Source organism: Actinomadura monticuli (assembly GCF_041463655.1).
GTDB lineage: Bacteria > Actinomycetota > Actinomycetes > Streptosporangiales > Streptosporangiaceae > Spirillospora > Spirillospora monticuli.
This window is the reverse complement of the sequence record NZ_JAXCEI010000007.1, coordinates 38,212-56,343: the sequence shown is the minus strand read 5'-3', so window position 1 is coordinate 56,343 and position 18,132 is coordinate 38,212. Positions and strand designations below refer to the sequence as shown.

At 73.3% G+C, this 18,132-nt stretch carries 22 protein-coding genes; 7 read left to right on the top strand and 15 right to left on the bottom strand.

Annotated elements, in window-relative coordinates; genetic code table 11:
* Positions 1-230: 230 nt before the first annotated feature.
* On the bottom strand, positions 231-704 hold the full coding sequence (locus SM611_RS17150) for a CBS domain-containing protein (protein WP_371950559.1): 474 nt from the start codon (positions 702-704) through the stop codon (positions 231-233).
* A 74-nt stretch (positions 705-778) separates the two neighbouring features.
* Here SM611_RS17150 and SM611_RS17145 point away from each other — a divergent pair, with 74 nt between their 5' ends.
* Complete coding sequence (locus SM611_RS17145; RefSeq protein WP_371950558.1) at positions 779-1,210, top strand: SDR family NAD(P)-dependent oxidoreductase; 432 nt, start codon at positions 779-781, stop codon at positions 1,208-1,210.
* A gap of 33 nt (positions 1,211-1,243) precedes the next feature.
* Here SM611_RS17145 and SM611_RS17140 read toward each other — a convergent pair whose 3' ends face one another.
* The 10 genes from SM611_RS17140 to SM611_RS17095 form a co-directional block, all read right to left on the bottom strand.
* The gene (locus SM611_RS17140; protein WP_371950557.1) at positions 1,244-1,846 is read right to left on the bottom strand and encodes an LOG family protein; all 603 of its coding nucleotides are present in this window, start codon (positions 1,844-1,846) and stop codon (positions 1,244-1,246) included.
* A 16-nt stretch (positions 1,847-1,862) separates the two neighbouring features.
* The gene (locus SM611_RS17135) at positions 1,863-3,512 is read right to left on the bottom strand and encodes an ABC transporter permease (RefSeq protein WP_371950556.1); all 1,650 of its coding nucleotides are present in this window, start codon (positions 3,510-3,512) and stop codon (positions 1,863-1,865) included.
* Positions 3,509-4,417: an ABC transporter ATP-binding protein gene (locus SM611_RS17130; protein WP_371950555.1), complete on the bottom strand. Its 909-nt coding sequence runs from the start codon at positions 4,415-4,417 to the stop codon at positions 3,509-3,511. The genes SM611_RS17135 and SM611_RS17130 overlap by 4 nt, the downstream gene beginning before the upstream one ends.
* On the bottom strand, positions 4,407-5,078 hold the full coding sequence (locus SM611_RS17125; RefSeq protein ID WP_371950554.1) for a TetR/AcrR family transcriptional regulator: 672 nt from the start codon (positions 5,076-5,078) through the stop codon (positions 4,407-4,409). The genes SM611_RS17130 and SM611_RS17125 overlap by 11 nt, the downstream gene beginning before the upstream one ends.
* A 102-nt stretch (positions 5,079-5,180) precedes the next feature.
* A complete protein-coding gene (locus SM611_RS17120; RefSeq protein WP_371950553.1) occupies positions 5,181-6,239 on the bottom strand; it encodes a S1C family serine protease in 1,059 nt (352 codons plus the stop codon).
* Between the two features lie 566 nt (positions 6,240-6,805).
* A complete protein-coding gene (locus SM611_RS17115; RefSeq protein WP_371950552.1) occupies positions 6,806-7,177 on the bottom strand; it encodes a peptidoglycan-binding domain-containing protein in 372 nt (123 codons plus the stop codon).
* 33 nt (positions 7,178-7,210) lie between these two features.
* Positions 7,211-7,441 carry a hypothetical protein gene (locus SM611_RS17110; protein ID WP_371950551.1) on the bottom strand — a complete coding sequence of 77 codons (231 nt, stop codon included), beginning with the start codon at positions 7,439-7,441 and terminating at the stop codon, positions 7,211-7,213.
* A 164-nt stretch (positions 7,442-7,605) separates the two neighbouring features.
* Entirely contained in the window at positions 7,606-7,956 is a 351-nt protein-coding gene (locus tag SM611_RS17105) for a hypothetical protein (RefSeq protein ID WP_371950550.1), read from the bottom strand.
* 9 nt (positions 7,957-7,965) lie between these two features.
* Positions 7,966-8,751 (bottom strand): hypothetical protein, encoded by a 786-nt coding sequence (locus tag SM611_RS17100; protein ID WP_371950549.1) that lies wholly within the window; start codon positions 8,749-8,751, stop codon positions 7,966-7,968.
* Positions 8,752-8,864: 113 nt separating this feature from the next.
* Positions 8,865-9,074, bottom strand: a complete 210-nt coding sequence (locus tag SM611_RS17095) for a helix-turn-helix domain-containing protein (protein ID WP_165965080.1) — start codon at positions 9,072-9,074, stop codon at positions 8,865-8,867.
* 236 nt (positions 9,075-9,310) lie between these two features.
* On the opposite strand from SM611_RS17095, the gene SM611_RS17090 reads away from it, so the two are divergent.
* Both SM611_RS17090 and SM611_RS17085 read left to right on the top strand, forming a co-directional pair.
* Positions 9,311-9,817, top strand: a complete 507-nt coding sequence (locus SM611_RS17090; RefSeq protein WP_371950548.1) for a helix-turn-helix domain-containing protein — start codon at positions 9,311-9,313, stop codon at positions 9,815-9,817.
* Positions 9,818-9,921: 104 nt separating this feature from the next.
* Positions 9,922-10,656, top strand: a complete 735-nt coding sequence (locus tag SM611_RS17085; protein ID WP_371950547.1) for a hypothetical protein — start codon at positions 9,922-9,924, stop codon at positions 10,654-10,656.
* 85 nt (positions 10,657-10,741) lie between these two features.
* On the opposite strand, the gene SM611_RS17080 is transcribed toward SM611_RS17085, so the two are convergent.
* The 3 genes from SM611_RS17080 to dapE form a co-directional block, all read right to left on the bottom strand.
* Entirely contained in the window at positions 10,742-10,930 is a 189-nt protein-coding gene (locus tag SM611_RS17080; protein WP_371950546.1) for a hypothetical protein, read from the bottom strand.
* Positions 10,931-11,085: 155 nt separating this feature from the next.
* Positions 11,086-11,886, bottom strand: coding sequence for an LOG family protein (locus SM611_RS17075; protein ID WP_371950545.1), 801 nt, complete (start codon positions 11,884-11,886; stop codon positions 11,086-11,088).
* A complete protein-coding gene (dapE, locus tag SM611_RS17070) occupies positions 11,883-12,959 on the bottom strand; it encodes a succinyl-diaminopimelate desuccinylase (protein WP_371950544.1) in 1,077 nt (358 codons plus the stop codon). Before dapE ends, SM611_RS17075 begins: the two co-directional genes overlap by 4 nt.
* A 29-nt stretch (positions 12,960-12,988) precedes the next feature.
* Between dapE and SM611_RS17065 the strand changes: the two genes are divergently transcribed.
* Positions 12,989-13,663, top strand: a complete 675-nt coding sequence (locus SM611_RS17065; protein WP_371951024.1) for a 4'-phosphopantetheinyl transferase family protein — start codon at positions 12,989-12,991, stop codon at positions 13,661-13,663.
* Positions 13,664-13,697: 34 nt separating this feature from the next.
* Here the strand turns inward: SM611_RS17065 and SM611_RS17060 are convergent, their stop codons facing one another.
* Entirely contained in the window at positions 13,698-14,534 is an 837-nt protein-coding gene (locus SM611_RS17060) for a 2,3,4,5-tetrahydropyridine-2,6-dicarboxylate N-succinyltransferase (RefSeq protein ID WP_371950543.1), read from the bottom strand.
* A gap of 44 nt (positions 14,535-14,578) precedes the next feature.
* Between SM611_RS17060 and SM611_RS17055 the strand changes: the two genes are divergently transcribed.
* The 3 genes from SM611_RS17055 to SM611_RS17045 all read left to right on the top strand — a co-directional run bounded on the left by SM611_RS17055 (position 14,579) and on the right by SM611_RS17045 (position 18,109).
* Positions 14,579-15,496, top strand: a complete 918-nt coding sequence (locus SM611_RS17055; protein ID WP_371950542.1) for a hypothetical protein — start codon at positions 14,579-14,581, stop codon at positions 15,494-15,496.
* Positions 15,497-15,680: 184 nt separating this feature from the next.
* Positions 15,681-16,859 carry a glycosyltransferase family 4 protein gene (locus SM611_RS17050; protein ID WP_371950541.1) on the top strand — a complete coding sequence of 393 codons (1,179 nt, stop codon included), beginning with the start codon at positions 15,681-15,683 and terminating at the stop codon, positions 16,857-16,859.
* Positions 16,838-18,109 (top strand): MFS transporter, encoded by a 1,272-nt coding sequence (locus SM611_RS17045; protein ID WP_371950540.1) that lies wholly within the window; start codon positions 16,838-16,840, stop codon positions 18,107-18,109. Before SM611_RS17050 ends, SM611_RS17045 begins: the two co-directional genes overlap by 22 nt.
* Positions 18,110-18,132 lie beyond the last annotated feature (23 nt).

Here is an 18,132-nt window from a genome sequence, read left to right as displayed (position 1 = left end):
GTCCGGTCCGATCAGATGGCGAGTTCACCTGAGGGACAGGGACAGGCGGCGGCTGGCGCCTGCCGATCATTCGCTCGTCATCGTCGTGTGGCCTGCCGCCAATTTTTAGCCCGCGCCGGAACGCCAGTCAATACTTTGTTCTTACATCTAGACGTTCTTACTTGAAGCCATCACAACCTGGCAGCCCGGTCCGGCGACCGGGGCGCGGGACGGGCCGGAGGCGGCGCGGGTCAGCCGTCCCCGGGCGCGGCGAGGAGGCGGTCCAGCAGGTGGGCGGCGGTGACGGCGCCGATCAGGGCGCCCTTCGCGGGGTGCTCGTCGTCGTCGGAGACCGCCACGACCGGGCAGCGGGCGCCCGCCATGACGCTCGCGATCTCCATCACGGTGGCCTCCGGGCCGACGACGGGGAGCGCCGTCCGGCCGTCCTCCAGCAGCTCGCCGACGCTCCGGTCGCCGAGCCTGGCGGCGAGCCGGTCGGCGTGGCGCTCGTCGTAGACGCGGGCGAGCGCCGGATCGTCCCGGACGTGCGGCGGGACGATCCCGCGCAGCAGCTGCGAGCCGGGGATCACCGCGACCGCGCGCCGCCGGTCGTCCACGACGACGAGGCCGGGCAGCCGCTCGTCCGCGAGGAGGCGGGCGGCGTCCAGCGCGGAGCCGGCCGGGGTGACGGTCGGGTAGTCGACGGCGAGTTCGCGGGCGCGCACCCTCCGACCGTATCCGAGGGGCGGCCGGACGGCCGTCCGGCCGGTCCCGCGTTAAAGAGCCGGCGGCTCGGGCAGTGGGACTGGGTGCTGACGAAACATCGGATCGACGAGAACGGCGTCGTCGTGATCACGGGCGCCAGCGGCGGCATCGGCCGGGCCGCCGCCGTCGCGTTCGCGCGACGCGGCGCGGCGCGAAGATCGCACTGCTGGCGCGCGGCGAGACGGGCCTGCGCGGCGCCGCCGCCGACGTCGAGGCGGCCGGCGGGCAGGCGCTCCCGATCGGCGTCGACATGGCCGACGGCGCCCGGGTGGAGGAGGCCGCGCGGCGGGCCGAGGACGAGCTCGGCCCCATCGACGTGTGGGTGAACGTGGCGTTCTCCTCGGTCCTCGCGCCGTTCTGGGAGATCGGCTTCAAGGACCCGCAGAAGATCGGCATCGCGGCCCGCGGCTTCCGGCAGAAGCTCACCGACATGTACGAGAACATGCCGGGACGCAAGCACGACTGAGCGCGCGTCCGGAGCCGTCGCCGGCCGGCACGGCTAGAGCTGGGTCTCGGCGTAGTCCTCCGGGGAGAAGTCGATGCGTGGCTGCCTGCGCTCCAGCAGGTCGAACGCCTCGGGGACGGACGTCGTCCAGCCGATGGCGTCCCAGATCCTGGGCCGGGCGAAGCCCTGGTCGGTGAGCCCCGCCATCAGCTCGCGCAGCGGCTCGTACACGCCGGTCGGGTCGAGGATGACGACGGGCTTCTCGTGCATCGCGAGGACGCGGGCCGTCCACACCTCGAACAGCTCCTCCAGCGTGCCGATGCCGCCGGGCAGGATGAGGAAGGCGTCGCTGCGCCGGTCCATCTCGCCCTTGCGGCTCCGCATGTCGGGCGTGACGATCAGCTCGTCGTTGTCCTCGTCGGAGATCTCGACGCTGACCAGGCCCTCGGGGATCACCCCGACGGTGCGGGCGCCGCCGGCCCGCGCCGCGCGGGCGACGGCGCCCATGCACGAGACCTGGGCGCCGCCGCTGACCAGGCTGTGGCCGCGGCGGGCCAGCTCGGCGCCGGCCGCGGCGGCGAGGTCGGTGTAGCTGCGGTCGATCCTGCCGCTGGACGAGCAGAAGACGCAGATGGCGAGGGGTTCCGGCGTTGTCACCCGGCCAATCTAACCGCTACCGGGTCGCGAGGTCGCGCCGCCGGAAGCCGGCCAGCCCGGCGGCGGACAGCGCGGCGGCGATCGCCAGCAGCCACAGCACGGGCGCGAGCGCGAACGAGCGTCCCGGCAGCTTCGGGATGTGGGTGAAGGGCGAGAGGTCCAGGGCCCACTGGTCGAGGCCGAGCGCCGCGCCGAAGAGCGTGATCAGCGCGCAGCCCGCGACCGCCGCCCAGGCCCCGCCGGTCAGCCCCGGTGCCAGCCCGAACAGCGCGAGCGCGATCGCGCCGACCAGCCAGACGGCCGGCAGCTGCGCCAGCGCGGCGCCGAGGACGCGCGGCACCTCGCGGCCGGGGTCGCCGGTGTCCAGGCCGTGCGCCACCCCCGCCGCGAGCCCGGCGACGGTGAGCGCCGCGACCGGGCCGAGCAGGGTGAACAGCAGGTGGCCGGACGCCCAGCGCAGCCGCCCGGTCGCGGTGGCGAGCAGCGGTTCGGCGCGCTGGGCGGCCTCCTCGGTGCGCAGGCGCAGCGCGGTCGACACCGCGTAGGCGGACGCGATCAGGCCGACCATCCCCATCACGGACGCGAAGTAGGCGTCGACGATCGCGCTCTGCCCGCCGAGGCGGGTGAAGATCTCCGCCAGGTCCGGGTTGTCCTTCACCATGTCCAGGACCCCGCCCGCGACGGCGCCGTACACGACGCCGAGCGCGGCGAACCCGGCGAGCCACCCGTACAGGGACCGGCTCTGCAGCCGCCACGCGAGCCCGAACGGCCCGGACAGCCGGGCCGGCGCGTCGGCCGGGCCGAGCCTCGGCGGCAGCACGCCGGCGCCCACGTCCCGGCGCGCCGAGAGCGCCCCGGCGGCGGCCACCAGTGCCGCGACCAGCGCGGCGACCAGCGCGAGCGTCCACCAGCGTTCGCCGCCGTAGGCGCGGAGCCGGTTGCCCCAGCCGAGCGGGGACAGCCAGCCGAGCCAGGACAGGGAGTTGCCCGCACCGCCCACGTCGGCGGCCATCCGGACTGTGAACGCGGCGCCGAGCGCGGCGATGGCCGTGCCCCTGGCCGCCCCGGCGCCCTCGCTGAGCTGCGCGGTGACGCCCGCGACGGCCGCGAAGACGCAGCCGCCGGCGGCCATCTGCAGCCCGAAGGCCAGCGACCCCGCGGCGGGCAGTCCCTGCGCGGTCAGGCCCGCGGTGAGCAGCGCGGCGAGGACGAGGTTGGCCCCCATCGTCACGATGAGCGCGGCGGCCAGTCCCGCGCCGCGTCCGGCGACGGTGGCGCCGAGCAGCTCGCGGCGGCCGGCCTCCTCCTCGGTGCGGGTGTGCCGGATGACGGTCAGCGCACTGATCAGCCCGATCACGACCGGGACGAACCCGGCGCGCTGCGCGATGATGCTGCCGAGGTCGGTGCCGTACATCGGCCCGTAGAGGGCCAGGAACGTCGGATTGGTCCCGGTCGTGTGCGCGTACTGGAGCCGGTCGGCGGCCTCCGGGTAGAGGCTGTCGGTGGCGCCGACGAAGCCGAGCGGGATCACCGCGATCCAGAGCACCCAGGCGGGCAGCAGCATCCGGTCGCGGCGCAGGATCAGCCGGACCAGCCCGCCCGTCCCGGTGAGCGCGCTCACACCTGCCATCTGCGGGGGGACGACCCCCCGGTTCGCTCCGCTCATCGTGCGGCCTCCTGCAGCTCGTCCTTGTAGTGGCGCAGGAACAGCTCCTCCAGCGTCGGCGGGCGGCTGACGAGGCTGCGGACGCCGATCTCGGTGAGCACCCGGAGCGCGGTGTCGAGCTGCGGGGTGTCGACCTCGAACGTGATGGTGGTGCCGTCGATCCGGACGTCGTGGGCGCCGGGCAGCGGGATGCCGTCCGGCGGGCCGGCGAGCTCCGCGCGGATCGAGGTGCGGGTCAGGTGCCGCAGCTCGTCGAGGGTGCCGGACTCCACCGCGACGCCCTTGCGGATGATCGTCACGCGGTCGCAGAGCGCCTCGACCTCGGACAGGATGTGGCTGGACAGCAGGACGGTCCGGCCCGCGCTCCGCTCCTCGCGGACGCACTCCTGGAAGACCTCCTCCATGAGGGGGTCGAGGCCGGAGGTCGGCTCGTCCAGCAGCAGCAGCTCGGCGTCGGACGCGAGCGCCGCGACGAGGCCGACCTTCTGCCGGTTGCCCTTGGAGTAGGCGCGGCCCTTCTTGCGCGGGTCCAGCTCGAACCGGTCGAGCAGCTCGGCCTTGCGGCGCCGGTCCAGGCCGCCGCGCATCCGCCCGAGCAGGTCGATGACCTCGCCGCCGGACAGGTTCGGCCACAGCGTCACGTCGCCGGGGACGTAGGCGAGGCGGCGGTGCAGCTCGGTCGCGTCCCGCCAGGGGTCGCCGCCGAGCAGCCGGGCCGTGCCCGCGTCGGCGCGCAGCAGGCCCAGCAGGACCCTGATGGCGGTCGATTTCCCGGCGCCGTTCGGGCCGAGGAAGCCGTGCACCTCGCCGGGCCGGACGGTCAGGTCGAGGCCGTCCAGCGCGCGCGTCCGGCCGAAGTTCTTGACCAGGCCGGATACGGATATCGGAGGCGTGTCAGCGGTCACCGGTTCTCCTTGAGGGGGGCTGCCCGCCGGCGGCGAGCATGTTCTTGAGCGCGACGCGCGCCTGGTCGACCAGCTCCGGCGACATGAGGTCGTCGCTGAGGATCTCCAGCGCCGCGAGCGCCATCCGGGGATAGCCCTCGGCCGTCAGGGTGTCGGCGCCGAGGGCCCTGGAGAGGTGTTCGTGCAAGACGACCATGCCGACGCTCATCGCGGTCAGGACGGTCGCGTAGGCGTGCAGGTCGTCGGTGACGGGCCGGTTCAAGCCGGAGGAGCCGCGTTCGAGGATCTCCTCGCTGAACGCCACCGCGTCGTCGAAGAGCGTGTTCGCGGCCTCCGAGCCGTCGGTCAGGGCGCGGGCCAGGTAGCGCTGGACGGGCAGGGCCGTCCGCATGGCGAGGGTCAGGAAGTCGGGGTCGCCCATCCCGCCGCCGAGGGCCTCGCGCTTGGTCGCGCCGAGGGTCGCGATGACGTACTCGTCGCACGCCCGGCGCAGCGCCTCCTTCGTCCCGTAGTGGTGCTGGACGAGGGCGGGCGAGACGCCGGCGGCCCGCGCGATGCCGCGGATCGTCGCGCCCTTCACCCCGTGCTCGGCGAACTGCAGCAGCGCCGCGTCCCGGATCCGGGCGCGGCCGGTCAGATCGTCGGCTCGCTCGGCCGGCACCCCTACCCCCTGTACGCATGTTCAGTAGCCTGTACAGGCGTACACTATACCCTTGTACAGGCCACCTCGAAGCAGGGGAGGGGGATGCCGGCCGACCGGGGATCAGCCGCCGGGCAGCTGCCCGAGCGTCACCTGGACGGTCTTCTTCGCGCCGTCCTGCGTCTGGACCTCGACCTTCACCGTGTCGCCCGGCTTGAGGTTCGCGAGCACCGTCGACAGCGCCGTCTGGTCCGGCGTCGCGGTGCCGTTCACCGACAGGATCAGGTCGCCCGGCCGCAGGCCCGCCTTCGCGGCGCCGCCGCCGCTCTCGACGTTCACGATCGCGACCGCCGTCCGCTCGCCGCTCTGCGGGTCGACGATCGTCCGGACCGTCACGCCGAGCGCCGCCCGGCCCGAGTTCGACACCTTCCCGTTCTCGACGAGCTGCGGGACGATGTTCTTCACGGTGTTGCTCGGCGTCGCGAACCCGATCCCGGCCGCCTGCCCGCCGACCGACGGGTCCGACGCGGCCGCGGTCGGGATGCCGATCACCTGCCCGTTCAGGGTGACCAGGGCGCCGCCGCTGTTGCCCGGGTTGATGGCCGCGCTCGTCTGGATGGCGTCGGAGATCGTGGACCCCTGGAAGGAGCCATCGCCCTTGGTCGAGACCGTCCGGTGCAGCGCGGAGACGATCCCGTTCGTCACGCTCCCCGCCAGCCCCAGCGGGTTCCCCATCGCCAGGACGATCTGCCCGACCTGCGCCTTGCCCGAGTCGCCCCACGACGCCGGCTTGAGGTTCCCCCCGGACACCTTGATGACGGCGAGGTCGTCCGCCGCGAACGCGCCGACCGGCGCGGCGTCCAGCGTGGCGCCGCCGCCCGAGGACGTGACCTGGATCTTCTTCGCCCCGGCGACCACGTGCGCGTTCGTGACGATGTGGCCCTGCCCGTCGTAGACGACGCCCGAGCCCTCCGCCTGGTCGGTCTGGATCTTCACGACCGACGGCAGCACGGCGTCCACGACCTGCTCGTATTGCCGCTGCAGATCCGACGCCGGCCCGCTGACCGGCGCCGAGGTGTTCGCCGCCGGCGTCGCGGCCTTCTCGGCGTCGCTGCATCCTGCGAGCGCCAGCGTCCCCGCCGCCGCCAGCGCGCAGGCCCTGACCTTCGCGTTCCTGTCCACGCTCCACCTCCAGGAGGGACAGTTCCCGCCCTCCGGAGATCAGCCGCGAGCAGGGCACGATTTTGCGACTCCGTGCCCCGCGGCGGGCCTGCGGGCGGGGAGCCCCGGCGGTCAGCCGTCCTCCCCGGGCGGCCGCGCGAAGGCGGCGGCCGTGAGGATGGCCAGGACGCCGAGCGGCACGGCGGCGGCCGTCCCGCCCCAGTGGCGGAAGGCGAGACCCCCGCCAGCGCGCTGGCCAGGAAGAAGACGACGACCAGCGCCTGCGGCAGACGGCCCGGACGGGTCCGGCGCGGGGGCGGCCCGCCGCGGAGACGAGCGCGAGGCCGGGCAGGAGCGTCGCGCGCCCGGTGCGGGGTCGCGGCGCGCCCGCCGGCGGCGGGCCGCGTCACGCCGGGCGGGCGCCGTACACCCGGAACGGCTCCGCGTCGTCCCAGCGGACCTCCAGGCCCAGGCCGGGACGGTCCGGGTCCGGGCGGAGCGCGCCGTCCATCGGGCTCAGGTTCCCGTCGATTCCACGTGCGTCTACTACCGCGGAGAGGGGGCCAAAACGAGCCGCGGGCCGGGGGTCAGTCCCAGGTCGCCGCCCACGTCCAGGCGTCGATCTCGCCGTCGTCCGCGAGGCCCGCGCGCCGCTGCAGCGACTTGGCGACCTTGCTCGACCGGGGCCCGAACCATCCGTCGACGTTCAGCGTGTAGCCCTTCTTGCACATCTGCCGCTGCCACCGCTCGACGTCCATGCCGCGCATGAGCGGCATGCCCGGCCCCTGGTACTTGAGCGTGCGGCGCGGGAAGGGCGGCATGCCCTTGATCATCTGGACGACGCTGCGGCGCGGCCGGCGGTGCTTGCCGCCGAGCCCCCGCTGCAGCCACGGCGCCCACTGGACGGGCGCGGCGTACTCGGTCGCCGCCGCGCTCGTCCCCATCACGTCCTGGTTCATTGAAGCCACCGTCTACTTCTCTCTCTACCGATATCAGCGGGGTGCCAGGCAGGGGCCCGGCGACGCGGCCAGCCGGGACATCTCGACGCCGATCACGATCGCGCCGAGCAGGGCCAGCGCGATGACGCACACGATCAGCGCCAGGTCCGTCCACACCCGGGAGCGCCCCGGGGCCGGCGCCGCGAGCGCGGCGTCCGCGCCGCCGGACGTGTCGTACGCCTCCAGGCGGAGCAGGGAGGCGATCTCGGGTTCGTGCAAGGTCATTGCTCACTACCGTTCATGGGATCCAGGAATGGATGGCCGGCGGCCACGCGTGGCCGGCGTGGCCGCCGGCGACGGCGGATCTCCTCCCCCATACGAGACCCGCCGCCGGAGGTCGTCCCCCTCTCCCCCCACTCAGGGAGACGACGTCGTTCATCGGCGGTTCGTCACCGCACGTCCCAGCTGTGCAGCCGGACGAGCCGGCGGAGCTGCTCGGCGTGCGCGCCGGAGTCGTCGCGGGGCAGCGACTCCCACCGCTTGGCCAGGTCGTAGCAGGCTTCGGTCAGCGAGCGGTGTTCGCGGAGCGCCTCCGTGCCGAGCGCCTCCGCCCGGTTCTGCGCCGCCACCGCCTCGTCGCGCTGGGAGGCGATGAGCCGGACGGCCTTCTCCGCCCTGCCGAGCGCCGCCAGCGTCTCGGTCGCCTTCCAGTACAGGCGCCGGCGGCGCCGGGCGGCGGCCAGCGCGCCCAGCATGATCGCGGCGACCAGGACGGCGGCCCAGGGGTGTCCCCCACTCACCGCGCCACCTCACATTCCGGAGGCGCTCTTGGCCCGTCCGCCGCGCCGCACCAGGGACACCACGCCGCCGGCGCGCGGCTGGGCCGGCCCCTGCCCGGTCCCGGCGTCCCCGGGTCCGGCGGGGGCGTCGGCGTTCCGCAGGACGTCGTCCGGGGCGTCGTCGTCCTGGTCGTCCTCGGCGTCCGGCCAGGCCCGGACCGCGAGCACCTCGTCCAGCAGCGGCCACGCGACGGGGACGCCGTCCTCGTCGAGGAGGGTGAGCTGCCCCCCTTCGACGGAGCCGAGCAGGCCGACGTCCCGGGTGCCGTCGGTGTTGTCCACGCGGACGCGGCAGCCCATGAGCGAGGCGAAGGCACGGGGCACCGGCGCCTGGACCTCCGGTTCCGGCAGGAAGGGCGGGCCCCCGGTGCGCGCCCGCTCGTCCGCGTGCAGGGCGACGACGTGCGCGGCGGCGTACAGCGCGCGCATCGACTCGGCCAGGTGCCCGAACTGCACGGCGGTGGCGTCCGGCGGCAGCGCCATCCGGATGCTGCCGATCGCGAGGCCGAGCCCCTCGTCCTCCCCGGCGACCTCGCGGATCTCGCCGGGGGACGGGATGGGCGCGGCGCCGTGCGCGATCGTCAGCAGGAACTTCGCCTCCGCGGCGAGCCCCTGGTGCCGGTGCAGGACCTCCATGACCTCGAAGGCGGCCTTGCGGTGGTTCTCGAGTTCCTCGTGCGCTCTCTCTATGGCGACCTCGTGCTCGGCGACCGACGCGGCCAGGTCGTTGATGGTGCCTTGGCTGAGCCAGTTCATCGGGCGCCTCCGGCGGCGCCGGCGCCGCGAACGGCGTGACGAGATGGTGGTGCGGTGTTCATGTGGCGTTCCTTCTGCGGGTTTCGCGTACGGGTCTCGGGCACCCGTGGAGATCAGTTCGACCGGTCCCACCGTTCGGCCGGCTCGACCGGGCAGGCCCCCATGTCCTTGATCGCTTCGAGGTCCTCGTGGGCGAACCGGAACAGGCGCTTGCCGTAACGGCGATGCGGTATCTCTCCCCGGCTCGCTGCCCGGACGAGCCAGTCACGGGTGAACGACGTGATCTCAGCGGCTTCCTGAGGCGTGTACAGAAGCCGTTCCACGGGGATCTCGCTGCCTGGAGAGCTTGACATGCCGGGAAGCGTAACGCATCTCAGCGCGTCGTGCAGCTTCAAGACGCGTTTTAACCATGCCATGTGTTGTTCGATGCACTTCGTTGTGCAGCCATCCGATGCAAGTCGTCGAAAACGCGTTACGACTCTTCAAAGTCCGTTTTGCTCCGCTACACTTACGCACCGTGTCAGGCCGTCACCCCGCACACACAAAGGAGCCTGATCACGTGGACGACCTCGACGACCGTGATGACCTCGGCCACCCGCCGGAGGCATGGCGACGACTGGGACAGATGGTCCGGCAGCGCCGGATCGAGCTGGGCTTCGGATCGCAGGCCAGCCTCGCCGCGGAGGGCGGCCCCTCGCTGTCGGTCGTGAACAAGATCGAGACGGGCCGCGGCCGGGACTACACCGACCGCGTCATCATCCCTCTGGAGGACCGGCTCGGCTGGCGCCGGGGCAGCTTCCGCGCCATCCTCGACGGCGGTGAACCCATCTGCCTGGACGCCGCCGCGCCGGCGGCGTCCGCCGCCGAGCACACCCATGACGGGAACTATCCGGAGGAAGTAGTCGACGATCCCTTCCTGCGCTTCATCTGGGACGCACCCGAATCCCTCGCCGACGATGAGGACAAATGGGCGGCCGTGACCGGCGTCCTGCTCAAACGCATGCGTCCCGCGCCGCGGTCTCTCGACGAGCGAGCGGACTCTCGACAGAAGGCCGACAACATATAGCGTCGGTAGCCGGGTAGCAGGCGAATCTGCTATCCAGTGTTTCTGTCTGAGTGTCGTACTGCTCGGGGGCGCGGACGACGCGGATGACGCGATCGGGAGACGTCATGGATTTTCCTGATGAACAGCGCCTCAAAGAGACCATCGAACGTCTGACCCGGGAGAACGCCAGACTGCGCACCCAACTGGCGGTGGCACAGCAGTGGAACCCTCCCCTCGACCTGGAACAGGCGTTCCGGTCGGCCCGAGGCTGGCAGTGTCTCACTGTACCGCTCATTCCCGAACAACCGACGCTCATTCTCATCAGCGGCGCCAAGCCGGGAAAGGAAGGCGAGACCGAAGACGGGGAGGCCGCCGGCGAAGTGTGGCGCCACCTGCAGACCGCGGCCGCGCCGGGCGGCCGGATCGGCCCGTTCGCACGGGCGAGAATGCCGCGCCGCCTGCTCGGCTACCTGCGCGAACAGAGCGGCCGGACCATCATCGTCCTCAACCGGGACCTCCGCCGCGGCCAGGTGTCGCAGGCGGCGCGAATGCTCCGGGAGAGCGCCAAAAGAGGCCGCCCGACGACTCGGCTCCTGGAGCTTTCCGCCATTCCACTGCTGAGCCTCTGCGCGCTGTTCCACGGAGACATGGCCAAGGGCGCCATCGGAATCTCCGCCGCCGCGGCGGCGGCGCCGGCCGCCACCATCATCCTCCCGGCGGCGGTAGCCTCCGCTTTAAGCCCGAACCTGGATGCCGTTACCATCCGCCCCCAACCCCCGTCGCACACAAGGCCGGTCGACCGGGCACCGGCCTGGCCGCCCGGCACCGGATCCGTACACGACCTGAATCCGTCGCGCTGATGTAACGGATCCGCTCTTCCGGGGTGTTCGCTTCTTTCATTTGATGAGAAAATTGGGGCGAACACCCCTCCCACCCCGCTACGGCCTATTCGAAATCGTCCGGGCTCAGGTCCTCCATGCGACCGCCGCGCCCTTCCGGAGAGTCGGGCCTGAACCCCTCCTCCCCCTTGTGCCGGTCCTCCGCCGCCGGCGGCATCGGCCAAGCCCCGCTCACGTACTCGCCCGGATCCCGGCGGGCGTCCCCCGCGCCGTCCTCGGGCTTCCACTCCGTCATGCCCCGTTCCCCCCAAATCGGGATATATACGGCAGCCCTACCCGGCCGTGCGGCCCTCACACGGCGCGTCAGCCCCGCAGTTCCAGCGTGACGAGACCGCGGGGACCGACCGCGGCGAGCAGGGCGCCGTCGTCCGACCAGGCGCAGCCCCCAGGTCACTCGGTGGCGGTCTCTCCCACCTCGGCCTGGGCGCGGGCCTCGATGATCTCCTGCTCGGCGCGGGTGTGGCCCTCGACGATGATCCGGACGACCTCCTCGGGGTCGTCGGTGAGGTGGACGAGGTCGATGTCCTGCGGGGAGATCTTGCCGCTGGGCAGCATGGACGTCTTGACCCAGTCGAGCAGCCCGCCCCAGAACTCGGTCCCGACGAGCACGATCGGAAAGCGGGTGATCTTCCTGGTCTGGACGAGGGTGATCGCCTCGAACAGCTCGTCGAGGGTGCCGAAGCCGCCCGGCAGCACCACGAACGCCTGCGAGTACTTCACGAACATCGTCTTCCGCACGAAGAAGTAGCGGAACTCGATGCCGATGTCGACGTGGTCGTTCAGCCGCTGCTCGAACGGCAGCTCGATGCCGAGGCCGACGGACAGGCCGCCGCTCTCGTCGCAGCCCCGGTTGGCCGCCTCCATGATCCCCGGGCCGCCGCCGGTGACGACGGCGTACCCGGCCTCGTGCAGGCGGGCGCCGATGTCGACGGCGAGCTTGTACTCCGGCGAGTCGGACTTGGAGCGGGCACTGCCGAAGACGCTGACGGCCTTCGGCAGCTCGGCGAGCAGGCCGAAGCCCTCGACGAACTCCGCCTGGATCCGCAGCACGCGCCACGGGTCGGCGTGCACCCAGTCGACCGGGCCGCGGCTGTCGAGCAGCCGCTGGTCGGTCGTGGTCTTCGGCACGGCCCGCCCGCGCAGCATCGCGGGCCCCTGGCGGCGGGAGGGGGAACTGGCACTCAAAGTCATGTGGCCACGGTAGTCGGACCGGCCAGCCACGTGCGCATACGTTCCTCGCACTCGGTGATCAGGGCGGTCTCGACGTACTCGTCCTTCGTGTGCGCGAGGGTGGGCTCGCCGGGCCCGTAGTTGACGGCCGGGACGCCGAGCTCGGCGAAGCGGGCGACGTCCGTCCAGCCGAGCTTCGCGCGGACCTCGACCCCGCTGGACGCGACGAAGGCGGCCGCCGCCGGGTGCGTGAGCCCAGGCCGGGCGGCCGACGCGGCGTCGGTGACCGTCACCTCGAAGCCGGTGAAGATCTCCCGGACGTACGCCTCGGCCTCGGCCACGGACTTGTCCGGCGCGAACCGGTAGTTCACGGTCACGACGCATTCGTCCGGGATGACGTTCCCGGCGACGCCGCCGGAGATGAACACCGCGTTCAGGCCCTCGCGGTATTCGAGGCCGTCCACAACCGGCCGCGCCGGCTCGTAGGCGCGCAGCACGTCGAGGATCCGCCCGGCCGTGTGGATGGCGTTCGACCCCATCCAGGCGCGCGCGCTGTGCGCCCGCTCCCCCGTCGCCCGCACCTCGGCCCGCATCGTGCCCTGGCAGCCGCCCTCGATCTGCGCGCCCGTCGGCTCCATCAGCACGGCGAAGTCGCCGGCGAGCAGCTCCGGGCGCGCCGCCGCGAGCTTGCGCAGCCCGTTGCGCTCGGCCTCGATCTCCTCGCATTCGTAGAAGACGTAGGTGATGTCGCGGTTCGGCTCGGGCACGGTCGCGGCGAGCCGCAGCGCGACCGCGACGCCGCTCTTCATGTCCGTGGTGCCGCACCCGTAGAGCCGGCCGCCGTCCCGGCGGGACGGCAGGTTGCCGTTGAGCGGGACGGTGTCGAGGTGCCCGGCCAGCACGACGCGCTCACCGCGTCCCAACCGCGTGCGGGCGACGACGGTGTCGCCGGCGCGCTCCACCGCCAGGTGCGGGAGCGCCCGCAGCGCCTCCTCGACGGCGTCGGCGAGCGCCCCCTCGGCGCCGCTCACCGACTCGATGTCGACGATCGCCGCCGTCAGCTCCACGACGTCCGAGAACAGATCAAGCCCCATGCCCAAGTCCTATCATCACGTTCGTGGAGATGCTGGAGTGCGCCGTCCGCTGGGCGGCCCCCGTGGACGAGCCCGAGATGCGCGCCCTGCTCGACGACAGGGAGCGCGAGCGCTACGACCGTTTCATGCGCGCCGAGGACAAGGCCCGCTTCGTCACCGGCCGCTTCCTCGCCCGCACCGTCCTCGCCGACGCGGTCGGCCTGGCCCCGCAGAGCATCCGGTTCACGACCGACTGCCCGCACTGCGGCGGCACGCACGGCAAGCCGCGCCTGCCCGGCAGCGGCCTCGACTTCTCCCTCTCCCATTCCGGCGACCGCGTCGTCCTCGTCCTCGCCGAGGGCGCCGAGGTCGGGGTGGACGTGGAGCGGGAGAGCGACCGCGACATCGACCGCCTCGCCGAGATGGTCCTCACCGCCGCCGAACGCGAGGCCCTCAACGCCATGGACGACCGGAGGCGCGGCTTCCACGCCTACTGGAGCCGCAAGGAGGCCCTCCTGAAGGCCACCGGCCACGGCCTCGCCGCGCCCATGACCGCCATCCACGTGTCGTCGCCCGACGCCCCGGCGGAGGTCATCGCGTGGGAGGGCGACGCCGCGGTCTCCCCCGTCCGCCTCGCCGACCTGACCCCCGGGCCCGGCTACGCCGCCTCCGCCGCCGTCCTCACCGACCGCCCCCTCAGAATCACCGAGACCCGGTTCGACTGACCCGCGCCCCCCGACAGGGGGCGCGCCCGTCGCGTCAGGTGTTGATGCCGTGGTCGCGGAGGATGTCGTTGAGGGACGCCTTGTCGTGGCGCTGCCCCTCCTCCAGCCGCTTCAGGATCAGCACGGCCGGGAGGCCGAACGTCCCGCCCTTGAACTCCTTGGTACGGGTGCCGCCGACCGCGACGCACCAGTCGGGGATGCGGCCGCGGCTGATCTCCTCGCCCGTCTCGACGTCGATGACGGGCATGGACGCCGACAGGTTGGTGCCGGAGCCGACGACCGCGCCCTTCCCGACCCGCGCGCCCTCGACGATCATCGAGCGGCTGCCGATCATGGCCTCGTCCTCGATGATCACGGGCTTGGCGTTCGGCGGCTCCAGCACGCCGCCGATGCCCACGCCGCCCGACAGGTGCACGTTCTTGCCGATCTGCGCGCACGAGCCCACGGTGGCCCACGTGTCGACCATCGTGCCGGAGTCGACGTAGGCGCCGATGTTGGTGAACGACGGCATCAGCACGACGCCGGGCGCGAGGTAGGCGCCCCAGCGGGCGATGGCGCCGGGCACGACGCGGACGCCGTCCAGCCGGCTCTTCAGCGGGATGCGGTCGTGGTAGCGGAAGTCGCCCACCTGCCCGCGCGCCATGCCGAGGACCTTGAAGCTCAGCAGGATCGCCCGCTTGGCCCGCTCGTCGACGACGACGTCGTCGGTCGCGGGGTCGATGCGGGCGACGCGGGCCTCGCCCGTGTCGATCTGGTCGACGGCGGCGACGATGGCGGCGCGCGCGTCGGCGTCGTCGGGGGTGAGGTCGGCGCGCCGCTCCCACAGCTGGTCAATGCCGCTGGAGATCGGGCTGGTGAACGTTTCGGTCATGCCTCCTGAGCTTAGTGGTGGCCCATTCCCGGTACCTTCTTGCCGTGGCTGTTTGGGCGAGGTTGAAGGAGCGTCCCGAGGAGGGCGCGGACGGCGGCGGGCACCGCCGCGGCCTGCGCTGGGCGGTGGGCCTGGCCGTCGCGGTGATGCTGCTCACCGTGGGCGGGTTCGTGCTCTTCGACCGGGCGCGCCCGTACCTGCACGGGTCGGGCTGCGAGGTGCGGACGAGCCAGGGGACGATGCCGCTCGACCTGGAGCAGGGCGCGAACGCCTCCACCATCGCCGCGGTCGCGTTCCGCAAGCAGCTGCCCGAGCGGGCGGCGGTGATCGCCTACGCGACGGCGATCCAGGAGTCGCACATCCGCAACCTGCCCGGCGGCGACCGCGACTCGGTGGGCATGTTCCAGCAGCGTCCCTCGCAGGGCTGGGGCACCCCGGACAAGCTCCGCGACCCCGTCCAGTCGACGAGCAAGTTCTTCGACGCCCTCGTGAAGGTCAAGGACTACCTCGACCGCGACCTGCACGACGCGGCGCAGCGGGTGCAGCGCAGCGCGGACGGCACCGCCTACGCCCAGCACGAGCCGGACGGCCGGCTCCTCGCCACGGCGTTCACCGGCCGCGAGCCCGCCACGGCGCGCTGCTGGTACCCGCCGGGCAAGAAGACCGCGTCCCGACGCCCGGAGGCGCTCCGCGAGATGCGCCGCGCGTTCGGCAGCCGCCTCAAGGTCAGCGGGCCGGGCTCCCTCAAGGCGGGCGCGCCGTCCGATCCCGACTCGTGGAACTCGGTGCAGCCGTCGAGCGCCCGCGAAGGCTGGGCGGTCGCCTCCTGGGCCGTCACCCACGCCCAGGCGTACGGGCTGACCGAGGTCCGCTACGCCGGCAAGCACTGGACGTCCGACGCCGGCCACGACGGCTGGACGGAGGACAAGGAGGCCCCGGACGACGCCGTCGTCGTCACCTGACCCGCCCGCGGGCCGCCCCGGTGGCCGGAGGATCAGAGGGGCTTGCGCGAGCCGGGGTCCGCGAAGTCGTGCTTCGCCTCCGCATGCGAGACGGTCGCCGGCATCGGCCGACGCCCCGTACCGGCGCGCCGCCGGGGCGGGGGCGCGTTGGTTGGAGCGCGGCTGGGCGGGAATCCGTGTGCGCATGGAGATACCGCGGACGCTGGTGCTCACCGGGCATTTCCCCCCGGAACCGGGGGGCGTGCAGACGTTCACCTGGGAGCTGGTGCGGCGGCTGCCCGCGGACCGGCTGGTCGTGGTGGCGCCGGCGCGGCCGGGCGCGGCGGACTTCGACGCCGGGCTCGCGTTCCCGGTGGTGCGGCGGCGCGGGTACCTGCTGTTTCGGGGGCTGCGGAGGCTGGTGGCCCGGCACCGCGTCGAGGCGGGGTGGATCACGGCGGCGGCGCCGTTCGGGCTGTACGCGCCGCTGGTGCGGGCGGCGGGGGTGCGGTGGGTGGTCGGGTCCGCGCACGGGCAGGAGCTGGGCTGGTTCCGGGCGCCGCCGACCCGGGCGGCGCTGCGGGCGGCGGCCCGGTCGTTCGACGTGCTGACCCATCTGTGCGAGGCGACCCGGCCGGAGCTGGCGGGCGCCCTCGGGGACCGGACGCGGCTGGTGCGGCTCGCGGGGGCGGTCGACACGCTGCGGTTCCGGCCGGGCCTGGACGGTTCGGCGGTCCGGCGGCGGCACGGGCTCGGCACCGGCCCCGTGGTGCTGAGCGTGGCGCGGCTCGTCCGGCGCAAGGGCCACGACATGCTGATCCGCGCGTGGGGCGACGTCGTGCGCCGGCGCCCGGACGCGCGGCTGGTGATCGTGGGGGACGGCCCGATGCGGCAGCGGCTGGCCGAGCTGGCCGACCGGTTCGGGCCGGGGACGGTCACGCTGACCGGGCTCGTGTCGGCGGCGGACCTTCCGCGCTACTACGCCGCCGCCGACGTGTTCACGCTGCCGTGCCGCGACGACCGGCGGGGGCTCCAGGCGGAGGGGCTCGGCCTGTCGGTGCTGGAGGCGTCCGCGGCGGGGCTGCCGGTCGTGGTCGGACGGTCCGGCGGCAGCTCCGCGTCGCTCATCGACGGGCGGACCGGGGTGCTGGTGGACGCGTCCGCCCCGGACGGGCTGGCGCTCACCCTGCACCGGCTGCTCGCGTCCCCTGAGCGGGCCGCGGCCATGGGGGCGGCCGGCCGCGACTGGACCTGTGAGAACTGGAGCTGGGACGCGGCCGCGGGCCGGCTCGCCGGGCTGCTGTCGGACTCCCCGCGCCTCGATCCGCCGTCGCGGTGCGCGAGAGCGGGGATGGAGCCCGTATGGGACTCAAGGAGCAGCTGAACCGCCGGGACTTCCGGCGGCTCATCGTCGGGCAGACGGTGTCCTCCTTCGGCGACTGGATGGGCACGCTCGCGCTGATGTACTTCGTCCTGGAGCTGAGCGGCTCGACGACGGCGGTGGGCGGTGTGCTGGTGCTGCGGCTGCTGCCGTCCGCGGTGGGCGCGCCGGTGGCGGCGCGGGTGGTGACGCGGTGGCGGCGGCGCAGCGTGATGCTGTGGTCGGACCTGATCCGGACGGGCATGGCGTTCGCGCTGCCGGTCGTGCCGTGGCTGTGGTGGGTGTACTTCTGGGCGTTCCTGATCGAGGTCGTCGGGCTGATGTTCCTGCCGGCCCGGGACGCGGCGATCCCGTTCCTCATCCAGGACGACGAGGAGGAGCACGACACCGGCACGCTGGAGCTGGCCAACGGCATCACGATGGCGACGTCCTACGGGATGATCCCGCTGGGCGCGGGCGCGTTCGGGCTGCTGCTGTGGCTGTCGAACATGGCCGGCTGGGAGGGGCACTGGCGCTACGTCATCGTCTTCTGGCTGAACGCCGTGACGTACGTCGTCTCGTACTTCGCGATCCGGTCGATCCCCGATCTCGGCCCCGGGCCGGCCGAGCGGCGGCAGATGGAGCACACCGAGCGGGAGGCGCAGGGCGGCTTCTTCAAGGCGCTGCGGCTGCCCGTGGTGCGGGGCGTCCTGCCCGGTGTGGCGGTGGTGGCGCTCGGGCTGGGCGCGCTGTTCTCGCTGGGCGTGGTGTTCGTCAGGAACACCCTGGACGCGGGCGCGGTGGGGTTCGGCCTGCTGGTGGTGCTGTTCGGCGTGGGCGCGCTCGCGGGCCTGCTGCTGATCCACCGGAAGGCGGGCAGCCTGATGACGCAGATCAAGCTCGGGACGGCCGCGCAGGGCATCGTGATCGCGCTGATGGGCGGGCTGGGGTCGATCGTGTGGTCCTACCTCGGGGCCGTCGTGTTCGGCGCCGCGGCGACGAGCGCCCTGGTGGGGGGCATCACCTACCTCCAGGAGGCGCTGAGCGGGGTGGAGCGCAACCTGGCGCTGACGGCGTTCCACGCGGTGCTGCGGTTCGGGCTGGCGCTCGCGGCGCTGCTGTCGGGCGCCGCCGCCGACCTGCTGAAGGAGGCCGGCGCGTCCCCGCTCGGCCTGGCGCCGGGCCAGTTCGTGCTCGCGGCGTCCGGACTGGTGGTGCTGGCGGGCACGTTCCTGATCCGGACGCCGGGCGCGCCGCGGACGCCGGCTACCTGACGGGCACCGGCCCGGCCTCCTCC

What these genes read in the sequence shown, in the direction of transcription:
- dapE (WP_371950544.1), bottom strand. Translation starts at nt 12,959, where the DNA reads ATGGGGCTTGATCTGTTCTCGGACGTCGTGGAGCTGACGGCGGCGATC.
- SM611_RS17135 (WP_371950556.1), bottom strand. Translation starts at nt 3,512, where the DNA reads ATGAGCGGAGCGAACCGGGGGGTCGTCCCCCCGCAGATGGCAGGTGTG.
- SM611_RS17065 (WP_371951024.1), top strand. Translation starts at nt 12,989, where the DNA reads ATGCTGGAGTGCGCCGTCCGCTGGGCGGCCCCCGTGGACGAGCCCGAG.
- SM611_RS17110 (WP_371950551.1), bottom strand. Translation starts at nt 7,441, where the DNA reads ATGACCTTGCACGAACCCGAGATCGCCTCCCTGCTCCGCCTGGAGGCG.
- SM611_RS17045 (WP_371950540.1), top strand. Translation starts at nt 16,838, where the DNA reads ATGGGACTCAAGGAGCAGCTGAACCGCCGGGACTTCCGGCGGCTCATC.
- SM611_RS17060 (WP_371950543.1), bottom strand. Translation starts at nt 14,534, where the DNA reads ATGACCGAAACGTTCACCAGCCCGATCTCCAGCGGCATTGACCAGCTG.
- SM611_RS17115 (WP_371950552.1), bottom strand. Translation starts at nt 7,177, where the DNA reads ATGAACCAGGACGTGATGGGGACGAGCGCGGCGGCGACCGAGTACGCC.
- SM611_RS17080 (WP_371950546.1), bottom strand. Translation starts at nt 10,930, where the DNA reads ATGACGGAGTGGAAGCCCGAGGACGGCGCGGGGGACGCCCGCCGGGAT.
- SM611_RS17085 (WP_371950547.1), top strand. Translation starts at nt 9,922, where the DNA reads ATGGATTTTCCTGATGAACAGCGCCTCAAAGAGACCATCGAACGTCTG.
- SM611_RS17050 (WP_371950541.1), top strand. Translation starts at nt 15,681, where the DNA reads ATGGAGATACCGCGGACGCTGGTGCTCACCGGGCATTTCCCCCCGGAA.
- SM611_RS17075 (WP_371950545.1), bottom strand. Translation starts at nt 11,886, where the DNA reads ATGACTTTGAGTGCCAGTTCCCCCTCCCGCCGCCAGGGGCCCGCGATG.
- SM611_RS17100 (WP_371950549.1), bottom strand. Translation starts at nt 8,751, where the DNA reads ATGAACTGGCTCAGCCAAGGCACCATCAACGACCTGGCCGCGTCGGTC.